Genomic DNA, 13,976 nt, shown 5'->3' on the forward strand with positions numbered 1-13,976 from the left:
GGTGACCGAGGCCGGGAGAGGCCGGGGACGCGGTCCGGATCAGGGAGCGGAGACGGCCCGGGGCCCGTACGCCTGGGTCCAGGACGGTGCCACGCCCGTCACCTGGCAGACCATCAGGAACAGGGGGATGGGCGGGGTGTAGGGCGTCCGGCTGTCGGGCTGATGGATGAGCCGGGGCCGTACCGCGGGCACACACGTCCCGCGCGCGTACGCCACCTGCTCGGGCCAGTCGAGGTCGAGGTCGGAACCGGCCGGGACGATCCACCACCAGCGCTCGGCGTCCGCGAAGACGCAGCCGGTGCGCGGCAGATGGGACATCAGCCGGAAACCGTGGCGCGCGGGCACCCCGACCGCGTCGCAGCCGAGGCTCGCCGAGAGGGTCGTGGGCAGCGGCAGCTGGACCCGGCCGGCGGAGCCGGGGGAGCCGACGGGCTCGCGGGAGCGGCGGGGTCCGAGGAAGTGGTTCATGGCGTTCTTCAGCATGCGTACTCCGAGCCGTGCGGCAGTTCTGCCCAGACGATGCGGCCCGAGCCGTCCCCGGCGTCGCGTGAGCCCCAGGAGCGGGCCAGTGAGTCGACGAGGAGCAGGCCGCGTCCGTGCTCGTCGTCGTCCGCGCCCCTGCCGAGGCGCGGTCCGTCCGGCTGGTGCCCCTGGTCCTGCACGGAGACCCGCAGCAGGCCGTCCAGGCACCGCAGTTCGCACAGGACGCGCGCGCCGGCGGTGTGCACCACCGCGTTGGTGACCAGCTCGGAGACGATCAGGACCGCGGCGTCGAGGGTGTCGCCGCCCGTGCGCCACTCGCCGAGCCGGGCCTTCGTCAGGCGCCGGGCGGCGGCGACCGATTCGGGATGCGCGCGCAGCGCGAAGCAGTATCGGAGCGCTTCGGTCCCCGGGCCGGTCTCCACGAGCCGGGGGATGAGCGCACTGCCAGGTGCCACGACCGAATCCTCACAGTGGGGGCTGCGTCACGCTTCGCGATCTTTCGAAAAGGCGGCGGGCGCGACAGGTCAACTGGTTTCGCCCCCCAACTCTCCCCCTGTCTCGAACACTTGGCAAGGGGCACTCTGAAAATTGCAGAGTGGCTGTGTCCATGGCGGCGACCGCATGGCACACTGCACGCATACAGCGCAGGGGGAGGTCTGAAGTGAGCGAACCGCGGTCCGCCCCGACCGTGGGCCAGGTCGTTCTCGGCAAGCGGCTGCAGGATCTGCGGGAGCGTGCCGGCATGAGCCGGGACCAGGCCGCCAAGGTGCTGCACGTCGCCCCGGCGACCGTACGCAGGATGGAGACCGCCGAGGTCGCCCTCAAGATCCTTTACGTGCAGGCGCTCCTCAGGGCGTACGGGGTCCCGGACGCCGAGACGGCCGCCTTCGTCGAGCTCGCGGAGGAGGCCAACAAGCCCGGCTGGTGGCAGCGGTTCCACGATGTACTGCCCGACTGGTTCTCCATGTACGTCAGCCTGGAGGGCGCGGCGAGCCTGCTGCGCGTCTACGAGCCCCACTTCGTCTCCGGACTCCTCCAGACCGAGGACTACGCGCGCACCGTCATGCGCACCGGGGCCGTGGGCCAGGTCAGGGCCGAGGACATCGAGCGCCACGTGGCGCTGCGGATGGAGCGGCAGGCCCTGCTGACCAAGCCGGACGCCCCGCGCCTGTGGGTGGTGATGGACGAGACCGTCCTGCGCCGCCCGGTCGGCAGCGCCGGCATCATGCGCGCCCAGGTGGACAAGCTCCTCGAAGCGACGTCGATGCCCAATGTGACGCTGCAGATCGCGGAATTCTCCACCGGTCACCACCCGGGAACGTACGGGCCGTTCGTGCTGTTCCGGTTCGCCGTGCCCGAACTGCCCGACATGGTCTACAGCGAATATCTGACCGGGGCCGTCTACTTCGACGCGCGCCCGGAGGTGGCCTCCTATCTCGAGGTCATGGACCGCATGGCGGCCCAGGCCGCGACGGCACAACGCACGAAGGAACTCCTCCGGGACTTCCGCAAGGAGCTGTGATGACACCCATATACAACGGCATGCCCGCCGCTGACCTCGGCTCCGAAGGCTGGTCCAAGCCATGGAGCGGTGGCAACGGCGGTACCTGCGTCGAGGCCATGAAACTGGCCGACGGGAGAATCGCCATGCGCCAGTCGGCGGACCCCGACGGTCCGGCCCTCATCTACACCCCGCACGAGATCGCCGCGTTCATCCAGGGCGCCAAGGCCGGCCAGGCCGACTTCCTGCTGACCTGAGCCGCCCGTCGGGGCCGCGCACCCGCGCACGTCACAATGGACCCATGTCCCGACGCACCTCCCGCTCCCGGCGCCCGTCCGCCGCGAGCCCCCGCCCCGCCCCCGCCCCTGAGATCGGCGCGGCCTCGCCGTGCCCCTGCGGGCTGCCAGCCGCCTACGCCGAGTGCTGCGGCCGGCTGCACGCGGGGGCTCCGGCGGCCACCTGCGAGGCGCTGATGCGGTCGCGGTACGCCGCCTTCGCCGTCCGGGACGCCGGGTACCTGCTGCGCACCTGGCACCCCGACCACCGGCCCGGCGTCCTCGACCTCGACCCCGGGCAGCGCTGGCAGGGTCTGGAAATCCTGGAGACCACCGAGGCCAGCGCCTTCCACACCACCGGCACCGTCACCTTCCGCGCCCACTACACGGTGGCCGGGCGCGCCGGCTCCCTGCACGAGAAGAGCCGCTTCGTCCGGTACGAGGGCGCCTGGGTCTACGAGACCGCCGTCTTCGCGGACTGAGGGGCAGGTCCCCTCAGACCGGCGCGCCCGCCGGCGCCACCGGGGCCAGCTCCTGCGTCAGGTCCTCCGCGAGCAGCCGCTTCGCGATCACGTCGACCGCGGCGCGCAGCCGGGCGTCGTCCGGGCGCTCGCCGTCCTCGCCCAGCTGGTCGTTGAGCCAGCGGGCCCAGGCGTCCGTGATGGTCCGGGCCTCGCGGCTGCCGGCCGCGGTGTGCGTGAACAGACGGCCGTCGCCGCTGAGGAAGCCCTCCTCGATCATGCGGTCGAAGACCGGCACCAGGACCTCCGGCGGAATCCGGTGCCGGGCCGCGATCAGCCGGAGCCCCGCGTGGCCGACCATCCGCGTGAACAGCTCGACCTGCATCACCGCCCAGGCGCCCGCCATGTCGAGCCGGGTGTCCGACTCCGCCACGATCCGCCGTGCCGTCTCCGGCTCCACCCGCCGCAGCACCTTCGCCACCGAGAATTCGAGCAGCTGGGCCGAGTCCTGGGTGTTCGGCGAGGCGAAGCCCTCACCCATGTCCGTGGAGCCCGCCCGTACGGTGTCGCGCAGCTTCACCTGCTTGAGGAACAGCGCGACGACGAACCCGAGCAGCGCCACGGGCACCGTCCACAGGAACACCGTGTGCAGGGTGTCCGCGTATGCCTGGGCCAGCGGCTCCGACTGGGCGGCGGGCAGCGCGTGCAGCCCCTCCGGGCTCTGGGACGCCTTCGCCAGCACAGCAGGATCGCCGCCCGCCCGCGCGGCCTCGGTGATCCCGTCCCTGAGGTGCGGGCCGAGGGCGTTGGCGTAGATCGTCCCGAAGACGGCGGTGCCGAAGGAGCTGCCGAGCGTACGGAAGAAGGTGACGCCCGAGGTCGCCGTGCCCAGGTCCGCGTAGTCCACGGTGTTCTGCACGGCGATCGTCAGGACCTGCATGGAGAGCCCGATGCCGATGCCGAGCACCAGCATGTACAGCGACTCCAGCCAGACCCCGCTGTCCGGGCCCATCCGGGAGAGCAGGAACAGCCCCGCCGCCATGACCAGCGAGCCGATGACGGGGAAGATCCGGTAGCGGCCGGTCTTGCTGACCACGTTGCCGCTGAAGACGGACGCGGCGAGCAGACCGACGACCATCGGCAGCGTGCGCACGCCCGACAGGGTCGCCGAGTCCCCGTCCACGTACTGGAGGTACGTCGGCAGGAAGATCATCGCGCCGAGCATGGCGAACCCGACGATGAAGCTGAGGATCGAGCAGACCGTGAAGACCGGGTTGGCGAAGAGCCGCATCGGCAGCATGGGCTCCTTCGCCCGGAACTCGACCAGGCAGAACAGCGCGAGCGCCACGAGCCCGAGGGCGAACAGGCCGATGATGACGCCGGAGCCCCAGGCGTACTCGTTGCCGCCCCAGCTGGTGGCCAGGATCAGGGCGCTGGCCCCGACCGTGACCAGCGCGATGCCCAGGTAGTCGATGACCGGCCGCCCGGCGGCCTTCACGGACGGGATCGTCCGGGCCGCCGCGATGACCACCGCGATCGCGATCGGCACATTGACGTAGAACGCCCAGCGCCAGGTGAGGTGGTCGGTGAACAGCCCGCCGAGCAGCGGTCCGATCACCGTCGAGACACCGAAGACGGCACCGATCGCGCCCTGGTACTTGCCCCGGTCGCGCAGCGGGATGACGTCGGCGATGAGCGCCATCGAGGTGACCATCAGACCGCCGGCGCCGATGCCCTGGAGGCCGCGCCACACGATCAGCAGCGTCATGTTCGTGGCGAGGCCGCAGAGGAACGAGCCGGTGATGAAGATGACGGCGGACAGCTGGAAGACGATCTTCCGCCCGAACAGGTCGCCGAACTTGCCGACCAGCACGGTGGCCACCGTCTCCGCGAGGAGGTAGGCGGTGACCACCCACGACATGTGCGCGGCGCCACCGAGGTCCGAGACGATCGTCGGCAGCGCGGTGCCGACGATCGTCTGGTCCAGGGCGGCCAGCAGGATGCCCAGCACGATCGTGGCGAAGACGATGTTGCGGCGGCGCGGATCGAGCACGGGCGGCGCGGCGGCACTCTGCGCGGCGGGGGCGGTCTCGCTGGCAGTGGTCACCTTTGCACCCTCACATCGCTCGGAGTCACCCGCATGCGGGGCACGTCCGGACGTGTGGGGCCTCTCGTTCGGATCAGCCCGCGAGCCGGCCCGATCCGAACGAGAGGCGGCCCCTAAGCGAGCAGGTCCCGCAGCGAGGCCGTCATCCGGATGGCGAATGCCTCCCGTACGGGGGCGGCCACCCGGTCCAGCGAGAGATACGGGTTGAGGTCCTCCAGCTCCACGAGGAGCAGGCCGCCGTCCGCCGTCCGGCAGGCGTCCACCCGCTGGATGCCGTGGTCCAGCGTGTTCCACTCCACGAACGACCGGGCGAACGCCAGGTCCGCCTCGCTCGCCTCGTACGGTTCGAGCACCCACCGCCGCTCCGGGTCCGGGGCGTGCAGCGCGTACTGGAAGTCCTGGTCCACGTAGTAGAAGGACACCTCGTAGCGGAAGTCGATCCGGGGCTGGACGAGCAGGGTGCCGTCGGCGCCCGGGTCGGGCTCGGGCGTCCTCACGAAGCGCAGGCCCTCCGAGTCCGCGCCCAGCTTCGGCTTGACGACATAGCCCTCGGCGTCCGGCAGCAGCCCGAGGTCCGCCGTCCGGTCCACCGTGGGTATGACCGGGTATCCGGCCCTGCTCAGGTCCACGAGGTACTGCTTGCCCGCCATGTCACCGCGCCCGGTCAGCGGGTTGTAGACCCGGGTTCCCAGCTCCAGGGCCCGCGCCCGGAACGCCTCGTACGCCTCCCGGTAGTGCAGGACCGGACCGCTGTTGCGTACGACGACGGCGTCGAAGCCCTCCAGCAGGGCGGCGGCGTCGCGCGGGTGGCAGAGCGCGAGGTCGAAGTCCTCGCGGAGGCGGGCCGTCAGGCGGATGTCCTCGTCGCAGTAGCGCCGGCCGCGCGCCTCGTAGGCGAGGTCGGTGACGAAGAGGACGGACGGGCGCGGGACGGCGGGCATGGGCGTCTCCCCCGGGTGCGGCGGTGGTGCGGACCCGCCCATCCTCGCTGGCCCGCCCCCGCCCCGGCCCGCCGCCCCCCCCCCCCCCCCCGGGTCAGCGGATGTGCCGTCCCGAGATCGCCCGGGCGATGACCAGCCGCTGGATCTCGCTGGTCCCCTCGAAGATCGTGTAGATCTTGGCGTCGCGGTACATCCGCTCCACCGGGTGCTCCCGGCTGTATCCGGCGCCGCCCAGGATCTGGACGGCCTTCTCCGTCGCGGCCACCGCGAGTTCGCCGGCGCGGAGCTTGGACATGGAGCCCTGACCGGCGTCGAAGGTCCGGTCGTTGCGGGCCATCCACGCGGCCTGCCAGATCAGCAGCCGTACGGCCTCGATCTCGGTACGCAGGTCGGCCAGCGCGAACGCGATCGACTGGTTCTCGATGATCGGCCGCCCGAACGCCTCGCGGTCCCCGGCGTACTCCAGCGCGTACTCGTACGCGGCCCGCGCGATGCCCAGCGCCTGGGCGCCGACCGTCGGGCGGCTGACCTCGAAGGTCGCCATCGCGGCCTGCCCCTTGGCGGTGGAGCCCTCGCGGGCGCGGGCGAGGCGGGCGTCCAGCTTCTCCTTGCCGCCGAGCAGGCAGTGCCCGGGCACCCGCACGTCGTCCAGGAAGACGTCCGCCGTGTGCGAGGCGCGCAGGCCCAGCTTCTTGATGGTGCGGCTCGCGGCCAGGCCCGCCGTGCCGGGCGGCACGATGAACGCGGCCTGCCCGCGCGCGCCGAGCGCCGGGTCCACCGAGGCGACGACGACGTGGACCTCGGCGATGCCCCCGTTGGTGATCCACGCCTTCTGGCCGGAGATCACCCACTCGTCCCTGGCCTCGTCGTACCGGGCCTTCGTGGTCATCGCGGAGACGTCGGAGCCGGCCTGCGGTTCGGACACGCAGAACGCCGCGACCTTCGGGTCGTCCTCGTCGCCGTAGCACTGGGGCACCCACTCGGCGAGCTGGTCCGGGGTGCCGGAGGCGAAGATGCCGGCGACGGCGAGCGAGGTGCCGAAGAGGGCCATGCCGATGCCGGCGTCGCCCCAGAACAGCTCCTCGTTGGCTATCTGGAGGGAGAGCCCCGAGGGGTCGCCGTACATGTCGGCCAGCGACTCGAAACCGTAGAGACCGATCCGCGCGGCCTCCTGGATGACCGGCCAGGGCGTCTCCTCGCGGGCGTCCCACTCGGCCGCCGCCGGGCGCACCACCTGGGCGGCGAAGCCGTGCACCCAGTCGCGCAGGTCCTGCTGCTCCTCGGTGAGCGCGAGGGAGAAGTAGCTCATCGGCTCACGCCTTCGGGATGTCGAAGTAGCGCGTCAGGCCCGAGGCCAGGCCGACGTCACCGGCCACCTTCAGCTTGCGCATCATGAACATGGTGATCGGGTTGCCGTTGCCGGAGACCAGCTTCAGGAACTCCGCGTCCGCCATGATCAGCGTCGTCCGCGGCTCCGCGTCGGAGCGGCCCTCGCTGACGGCGCAGGCGCCGTCCGCGATCGAGGTCTCGTAGACCACCTCCGTGTCACCGGTGATCTTCCAGCGGATCAGCGCCGTGAGCGCCCCGGCCGCCTCCGGGCGGAACTGCTGCTTCATCCGGCCGAAGACCTCGCCGAGCACCCGGGCGCGCAGTTCCCCGTGCATGATCTCGGCGAGCTGCTTGGCGGACAGCCCCTTCACGATCCGCGCGAACTCCTCGGGGGAGACGGCTGCGAAGTCGAGGGCGGCCAGTTCGTCGGTGACCTTGCCGCTGCTGTTGTCGGCCACGCCAGTTCCTTACTCTGGAGTCAACTTACTTTTGAGTAAGGTAAGGGTGCGGCGGTCTCTTCGCAAGGTGCGGTGCGGGTCGCTCCACGGGTCACCAGGCGGAACCGGGGCGCACCACCAGGCGGGGGTGGTGGGCGGCGAGGACCTTGTTGGCGCGGGCCAGCTCGGACAGGGCCAGCTCGCGGTCGGCCTGGTCCTCGATGCCCAGCCGGGGCCCGCGGAACCTGCGGACCTCGCGCGCGGCGCAGTCGGCGTCGAACTCGGCCTGGAGGATGTGCGCGGGGGTGCAGGCGCCGATGAGCGCGGCGATGCGATCCGGGATCGGGACGGGGACGAGCAGGTGCGAGGCGGTCATGGGGGGTTCCCTCTCGATGGTGGCCAGGAGGTCGGGCGTCGGTCCGCCGGGTGGGCGGACCGACTCCACTCCATATAACGAGACGCAGTTCCTGGTTTCTCGTTGAGTACGTCTCCGTGTGGCAACCGTTTGGGAATGACCGGCTATTTCCTCTTACCAGCAAGTAGGTTGACGTCGCGTGATGTGCTCGTCGGGCCGAAGGTGCGTCGCGCGCTGTTCAGATGGGTGTGTCGTTGCTGCGGGCGCGCAGCCGCATGGCGCGCAGCACGGTCTCCGTCGAGAACCGCGCCTCCGGATCGACCAGTTGATCGCCGAAGATCGATTCCAGATTGCGCATCCGGTAGCGGACGGTCTGGGGGTGTACGTCGAGCAGCTCGCCCATCTGGGCCGCCGTGCCCCGGGTGTCGAGCCAGATCCGCAGCGTCTCGATGAGCCGTTCGCGCCGGTTGGCGCTGATGTTGGCCATCGGGGCGAGTTCGCGGCGCGCGAGCTGGTCGAGGAGGACCGGGTCGGAGAGCAGCCACAGGGTGATGAGGTGGTCGTCGCAGAGGATGGCCGGCGCGTCGTCGATGACGCCCGCGTCCACGAGTTCCAGCACCCGCCGGGCCCAGCGGATCGAGTCCGAGGCCAGCGACGAGGGGACGGTCAGGCCGATGGCGGCGCGGACGCCCGGCAGCGCGTGTTCCAGCATGCGTCTTCGCATGTCGTCGAAGGGGCCCGGGATCAGTAAGTGCGGCTGCGGGTCGGTGAAGTCGACCAGGACGTCGCGGTCGATCGCCAGCCGGTCCAGATCGGGCGACGGGCGCACCGCGACGAGCGTCACCTCGTCCGGGAGAGCCCAGCCGGTCTGCTCGCACAGCTCGGCGATGGCCACCCGCGGCACGGGCCGCCCGGCGAGGATCAGATGGAGCAGCCGGCGCCGCAGGGTGTCCGTGTGGTCGTCGGAGGCCGACCTCACCTCCAAGTACCCCTCGCGCGACAGGGCCTCCAGCTCGTCCACGTAACTGAACAGCGCGTCCGCGAACGTCAGCATCATGGTGGGGGAGAGGTTGTAGCGCCTGCCGATCTTCTTGGCCCGGCGGAGAGCCACCCGGGCGCCCAGCCGGTACGCCCCCTGCAACTGGTCCAGGCTGCGCCCCTCGTACGCCTCGAACCTGCCGAACCTGCGGCACATCTCGTCGCGCAGCGCGGAGGGCGCGGCCGGCTCGGCCACCTGGTCCACGAACACGGAGATGCTCTGCTCGACACCGACCCGGATGCCCTGGCCGTACGGGCCGTCGAGGAGTCGCGCGTACTCGGGGTAGGCGCGGGTGACCTCAAGGCCGATCTCCTTGATGAGGCTGGGCAGTTCGGGCCGCACGATCGTGGCGAACTCCTGCGGCAGCGGTCCCAGCGGCTCGCCCAGCTCCGAGGGTTGCGCGACTCCCGGCATACCTTGACCCCTTCTTGCTCTTCGGCGCCCGATGGGGGGTGGACGGACGGGAGAGCGCTCCCATCCGTCGTCAGGTGCGTACCAACATCGGTTGCCGAAGATAGTCCACGTATGTGGCCCTGAACACAGGCAGGACAAGACGAAATGCAGGGGGCACGTACCGTCGGGTTTCGGCCACCCGCCCGAGTGGCCGCCGCGCTGGTGACCGGCTCGCGGACCACGCGTGCGGGGCTGATGCGGGGGCTCGGATTCCGGTAATGCGGCGGTGGCTCCGAGCTGTACTCCGAGCTCCCCGGACAATGTCTCCTTCGCAATTCGCGGTGAATTCCACTGCGCCGGCGGGCGGAAGTCAAGGGTGTGGCAGGGGCGGCGGGGGCAGGCGCACGGCAGGGCTGTGACGTGGGGCGTTGGGCGGCGGCGGGGGGTGCGCCCTCACCGGGTGAGCAGGAGTCGGCGCTCCGACTCCGGGGGAACTACTCACTTCTCGACAAAAAATCGGCGGGCCGTACTCGCCTCGCAAGCAATTTCTGAGGGGGAGCGATGATTGTGGAGATTCTTTGTTCCAGTGTGTTGCGGAGCGACATTACCCGCCCGTAGCGTCATCGCCGAACGCAAGAGGTCGAGCAGTCGGTCAGGTCGGACTGCCACATTCCTGTCTCGTGACCCCCCACTCCGGGAGCGCCGCTCACCCGGCCGGAAGTGGCCCCCCGGTGTAGGTCACACACCCTCGAAGGGAACCGGATTCCGTGAACACCCTTGCACGTAGAGCCGCCATCATCGTCACCGCCGCCGGCGCCGCCCTCGGGATGGCGGTCACCTCGGCTTCCGCCGGCACCACGTCCTCGTGGTCGGCGACCCCGTCCGGGGCGTACACCGCCCACGCGGACTACCCGACGCTGGACGTCCCGTTCGCGAACCTGGAGTGCGTGTCGTCCGACGTGACGTCGGGCACCGTCAACGCCACCAGCAGCACGGGCGCCAACATGGCCACCATCGCCAACATCGGCTTCACCGACTGCACGGTCGGGGGTCTCGACTTCGACGTCTCGATGACCGCGGCGCCGTGGACGATCAACGTCTCCGGTGTGGACCCGGCGAACTCCAGCCGGGTCAAGGGCAACGTCACCGGCATCTCCGCCCACATCGAAGGCTTCGGCTGCTCCGCCGACTTCACCGGCAAGGTCTACGGGCACTACGACAACAGCACCGGCAACCTGGTCATCGACGGAACGGGCAGCGACCTGGTCGCGTCCAACGCCGACTGCCTCGGGCTCATCAACGACGGCGACGTGGCGTCCTTCAACGCCTCGTACCACGTCAAGGTCACCTCCACCGGCACGTCGCCGGTGATCAGCACCCCGTAAGGGGCGCGGGAGCACACGATACGGGCCGGCCGCGGAGCCTCTCCGCGGCCGGCCCGGCCTTCTCGTTCGAGGCGTCGCGGAGTGCGGCGCAGCCAGCAGTGAGGATGTGGACCCATGCGACTTCCCACCCGGGCGTCCGTCGTCGTGACGGCCCTCCTCGTCGCGGCCGGCGTCGCGGCGGGGCCCTCCGCGACGGCGGGCACCAGGACCGCCGTCGCGTGGTCGCCGTCGGACTCGTACACCGCTCACGCCGATCAGCCGAGCATGCAGATGTACTTCCCCCTGACATGCGAATCCTCCGATGCGCAGGGCGACACCAGTGCCACCGGCGCCGTCGCCTACGTCGACGCCCTTTCGTTCGACGACTGCGCGATGACGGGCCTGGCCGTCGACCTCGTGGACGTCTCGACCTCCGTGCGGGCCTTCGACCTCGGGCCGAGCGCCTCGAACCCGGACACGAACGATGTCCTGATCGAGGACGTCGGGATCCACGTCGGGGGGTTCGGGTGCGGGGTCGACCTCGAAGGCTCCCTCCACGGATACTTCGACAACACCACCGGCGACCTCGTCATCGACGACGACCTCACCGCGTTCAACGCGGACTGCCTCGGGCTGGTCTCCGACTACGACCTGGTGCCCTTCAACGCCACGTACCACATCACCGGTTAGGCCGCCGGCCGCCCCGGTTCCGCTACGAACCACCGCTCGCACCCCCGTGGAGGACAGGCCCCTATGCACACCCAGATCCCTGTGACCCGTGCGGGGCGTTCCGTGCGGGTCGCCTCCGTCGCCGGGCTCGCTCTGCTCGCCGGGCTGTTGTCGGGCGGAGGCTCGGCCGCCGACGAGAGCCCCGGGCCGCTTGGCCTGGCTGCCACCTGCGGCAACGAGGACGGCGGCGAGGCGGCCGTGGCCGCCTCCGTGGCACTGACGGCGGACGTCCCGGCGACCGGTGAGACCGGCTGGCCCGTCCAGCCGGGGCCCGTGACGCTCGCCGTGACGCTCGCCCGGGCCGACGTCGCGGGACTGCTCCCCGAGGGCACCGAAGCCCTCGTGAGCCGGGCCGCGCTCAAGGTGAAGGTCGCCCAGAACGGTGAGTCGGCCGAGGCGTCCTGGGAGCTCACCGCGGCGAGTACACCGCTTGCCGCGGACGGGGACGTGGTGCTCGTCCATTCCGGCGAGGTCCCCTACGTGACATTCGGGTCTCCGGGCGATGTCGACTTCTCGGTGGGGGAGTTCACCATCGAGCTGCTGTCCGCCGCGTCGGCGGCCGGGGAGACCCCGCCGGCCCTCGCCACGCTGACGTGCCGGCCGGAGGAGGGCGAGAGCGGGCACATCGCGACCACGCGCGTCACGGACGGGGCCGGCACGGAGCCGTCCGGAAGCCCGACGCCCACCACCCCGGCGGGTGGCTCAGCCAGGGCGGAGCGGAAGGAGATCACGGTGGAGCCGGCGGCGGGCGCCGACGAGGAGGACCCCGACTTCTGCCCGGTCGATCCGCCGGTGGGCGAGATGGACGCGAGCGAGGCGCCGCAGCCGGCGCCGGGCGGACCCGTCACCGAACGGGACACCCCCACGGGCGGAACCTTCAGCTGCGCCAACGCGCTGGGTCTGGCCAACGTGAGCAAGCTGAACGGGGCCATGATCATCAACGACCCGGACAGCCCCGCACTCATCAGCGTGCTGGCCTCGAAGCGCTCGGCGTCCCGGTCGGCGCAGGCGGAAGGAGGGGCATACCTCCGCATCGACTCGCTCGCGAATCTCGACCTTCCCGACGCCGAATCCACCTTCCTCACCTTCGGCTTCCAGCCGGTGACGGCCAAGGTCTCGTTCGAGAACGGCCCCATCACCATCTCGACGGGCAGCTACGGCACCGGTGCCACCCGGGTCTCCTTCTCCACCGCGTACTTCACGCAGTCGCTGCGTCTCCACGACGTCAAGGTCAACGGCACACCGCTGGACGTGGGAAGCGACTGCAGGACGTCGAAGCCGTTCAAGGTGGTTCTGAACGGCGGGGAGGCGTACAAGAACGTCGCCCTGGGCGGTGTCCTAGAGGGCCAGGTGGACATTCCGTCCTTCACCGGCTGCGGTACGGGCGGCGAGGACCTCAACCCGCTCTTCACGGCCTCCATCTCGGGCCCCGGGAACCGCGTCTTCATGAACCAGGCCCCGACCTGCATCCCGGACAACCCCACCCGGTCCTACTGCCCGCCCCCGCTGCCGGAACTGCCCGGGACCAAGCCCGCCGCGTAGTCCGCCGCGTAGTCCGCCCGGCACACCGAAGGGGCCGCCTCTCACGAGGCGGCCCCTTCAGCCTTCACGCGCGGGAGCGGTTACCGCACCGCCGAGTGCCAGTACTGCGCGAGCAGCTTGCCCGCGTCGGGCGCGGTGTCGCGCGGCCGGTTCATCGTCGCCACGTAGGTCTGCGCGTCGTTCAGCGTGACGTTGTTGTTGCCGGAGGCCGACGGCAGGCCCGTCTTCAGGTTCACGGCCCAGTTGAGCGAGCCGAGCAGGCCGCAGCCGTTGGTGCCGGGGACCGAGTACGTCGTGTCGGTCTGGGTGGCGCCCAGGAGGTTGAGCCGGTTCATCTGGCCGGCCGTGTCCGGGGTGCCGTCGCCGGCGAACTTCTCGCTGGAGATGACCGGCTGGGTGAGGTTCTGCGGCCTGAGCAGGATCGGGTTCGAGGAGGAGCCGATGTAGCACTTGTCGCCGAGGAGCGGGTTCTCCAGGTGGATGCGCACCGGGAGGGTGAGGATCGGCTTGCCGGTCGTCGTGCCCGCCACGAGCTGGAAGCCGGTCGGGGTGTTGACCGACTCGATGGTCGCCGTCACCCGGTTCAGGTTGACGTCGGTGAGCGTGTTGCAGATGCCGGTGACGACGGGCACGTCGTTCGGGCACATCAGCCCGAGCAGCCCGCCCGGTACCTTCGCGGAGTCGGCGATGAGCGCGCCGCCGGCCGGGGAGATCACGGTGGACGTGCCGCCCGGGTGGTTGACCACGCCGACCTGGAGGTCGCTGGCGCCGACCGGGACCTCGGTGTTGCCGAGCTTGATGGAGCCGCTCGCCGAGTGGGACGACACACAGATCGCGGTGTCCGTCGCCCCGTCGGCCGCCAGCATCGCCGGGTCGTCGACCGGGCAGCGGCTGAAGGGCGCCCAGCTGCCGTTCAGCGTCGTCGTGGCGGCCGTGGCCGTACCCATCGACGCGATGGCGGCGAGCGCGGTGAAGGAGGCCAGCAGCCCCACACGTACCCGGTTCGAGGTTCTCATGTCT

15 protein-coding genes are annotated in these 13,976 nt (G+C 70.8%); 6 read left to right on the forward strand and 9 right to left on the reverse strand.

Going from position 1 to position 13,976, the window contains the following annotated elements:
- Positions 1-39 precede the first annotated feature (39 nt).
- Positions 40-483, reverse strand: coding sequence for a hypothetical protein (locus tag FKN01_RS11820; protein ID WP_143619369.1), 444 nt, complete (start codon positions 481-483; stop codon positions 40-42).
- Entirely contained in the window at positions 477-938 is a 462-nt protein-coding gene (locus FKN01_RS11825; protein WP_143619371.1) for an ATP-binding protein, read from the reverse strand. The genes FKN01_RS11820 and FKN01_RS11825 overlap by 7 nt, the downstream gene beginning before the upstream one ends.
- A 206-nt stretch (positions 939-1,144) precedes the next feature.
- Here FKN01_RS11825 and FKN01_RS11830 point away from each other — a divergent pair, with 206 nt between their 5' ends.
- The 3 genes from FKN01_RS11830 to FKN01_RS11840 are packed head-to-tail and all read left to right on the forward strand — an operon-like array spanning position 1,145 to position 2,741.
- A complete protein-coding gene (locus FKN01_RS11830; RefSeq protein ID WP_143619373.1) occupies positions 1,145-2,005 on the forward strand; it encodes a helix-turn-helix transcriptional regulator in 861 nt (286 codons plus the stop codon).
- Positions 2,005-2,241 carry a DUF397 domain-containing protein gene (locus FKN01_RS11835; RefSeq protein ID WP_143619375.1) on the forward strand — a complete coding sequence of 79 codons (237 nt, stop codon included), beginning with the start codon at positions 2,005-2,007 and terminating at the stop codon, positions 2,239-2,241. The genes FKN01_RS11830 and FKN01_RS11835 overlap by 1 nt, the downstream gene beginning before the upstream one ends.
- A gap of 44 nt (positions 2,242-2,285) precedes the next feature.
- Positions 2,286-2,741: a YchJ family protein gene (locus FKN01_RS11840; RefSeq protein ID WP_143619377.1), complete on the forward strand. Its 456-nt coding sequence runs from the start codon at positions 2,286-2,288 to the stop codon at positions 2,739-2,741.
- Between the two features lie 13 nt (positions 2,742-2,754).
- Here the strand turns inward: FKN01_RS11840 and FKN01_RS11845 are convergent, their stop codons facing one another.
- The 6 genes from FKN01_RS11845 to FKN01_RS11870 all read right to left on the reverse strand — a co-directional run bounded on the left by FKN01_RS11845 (position 2,755) and on the right by FKN01_RS11870 (position 9,342).
- Complete coding sequence (locus FKN01_RS11845) at positions 2,755-4,827, reverse strand: MDR family MFS transporter (RefSeq protein ID WP_143619379.1); 2,073 nt, start codon at positions 4,825-4,827, stop codon at positions 2,755-2,757.
- Positions 4,828-4,940: 113 nt separating this feature from the next.
- A complete protein-coding gene (locus tag FKN01_RS11850) occupies positions 4,941-5,768 on the reverse strand; it encodes a hypothetical protein (protein ID WP_143619381.1) in 828 nt (275 codons plus the stop codon).
- A gap of 94 nt (positions 5,769-5,862) precedes the next feature.
- The gene (locus tag FKN01_RS11855) at positions 5,863-7,077 is read right to left on the reverse strand and encodes an acyl-CoA dehydrogenase family protein (protein ID WP_143619383.1); all 1,215 of its coding nucleotides are present in this window, start codon (positions 7,075-7,077) and stop codon (positions 5,863-5,865) included.
- A gap of 4 nt (positions 7,078-7,081) precedes the next feature.
- Positions 7,082-7,555, reverse strand: coding sequence for an SCP2 sterol-binding domain-containing protein (locus FKN01_RS11860; protein WP_143619385.1), 474 nt, complete (start codon positions 7,553-7,555; stop codon positions 7,082-7,084).
- 91 nt (positions 7,556-7,646) lie between these two features.
- Positions 7,647-7,910, reverse strand: coding sequence for a hypothetical protein (locus tag FKN01_RS11865; protein WP_132901570.1), 264 nt, complete (start codon positions 7,908-7,910; stop codon positions 7,647-7,649).
- Between the two features lie 217 nt (positions 7,911-8,127).
- Complete coding sequence (locus FKN01_RS11870; protein ID WP_143619387.1) at positions 8,128-9,342, reverse strand: helix-turn-helix domain-containing protein; 1,215 nt, start codon at positions 9,340-9,342, stop codon at positions 8,128-8,130.
- Positions 9,343-10,088: 746 nt separating this feature from the next.
- Here FKN01_RS11870 and FKN01_RS33100 point away from each other — a divergent pair.
- The 3 genes from FKN01_RS33100 to FKN01_RS11890 all read left to right on the forward strand — a co-directional run bounded on the left by FKN01_RS33100 (position 10,089) and on the right by FKN01_RS11890 (position 12,956).
- Entirely contained in the window at positions 10,089-10,706 is a 618-nt protein-coding gene (locus tag FKN01_RS33100; RefSeq protein WP_260696855.1) for a hypothetical protein, read from the forward strand.
- Between the two features lie 114 nt (positions 10,707-10,820).
- Positions 10,821-11,375: a hypothetical protein gene (locus FKN01_RS11885; RefSeq protein ID WP_143619391.1), complete on the forward strand. Its 555-nt coding sequence runs from the start codon at positions 10,821-10,823 to the stop codon at positions 11,373-11,375.
- A 63-nt stretch (positions 11,376-11,438) separates the two neighbouring features.
- Complete coding sequence (locus FKN01_RS11890) at positions 11,439-12,956, forward strand: DUF6801 domain-containing protein (protein WP_143619393.1); 1,518 nt, start codon at positions 11,439-11,441, stop codon at positions 12,954-12,956.
- 80 nt (positions 12,957-13,036) lie between these two features.
- On the opposite strand, the gene FKN01_RS11895 is transcribed toward FKN01_RS11890, so the two are convergent.
- Entirely contained in the window at positions 13,037-13,972 is a 936-nt protein-coding gene (locus tag FKN01_RS11895; protein WP_260696856.1) for a hypothetical protein, read from the reverse strand.
- Positions 13,973-13,976: the final 4 nt, after the last annotated feature.

The sequence above is a fragment of the Streptomyces sp. 130 genome (assembly GCF_007096885.1).
GTDB lineage: Bacteria > Actinomycetota > Actinomycetes > Streptomycetales > Streptomycetaceae > Streptomyces.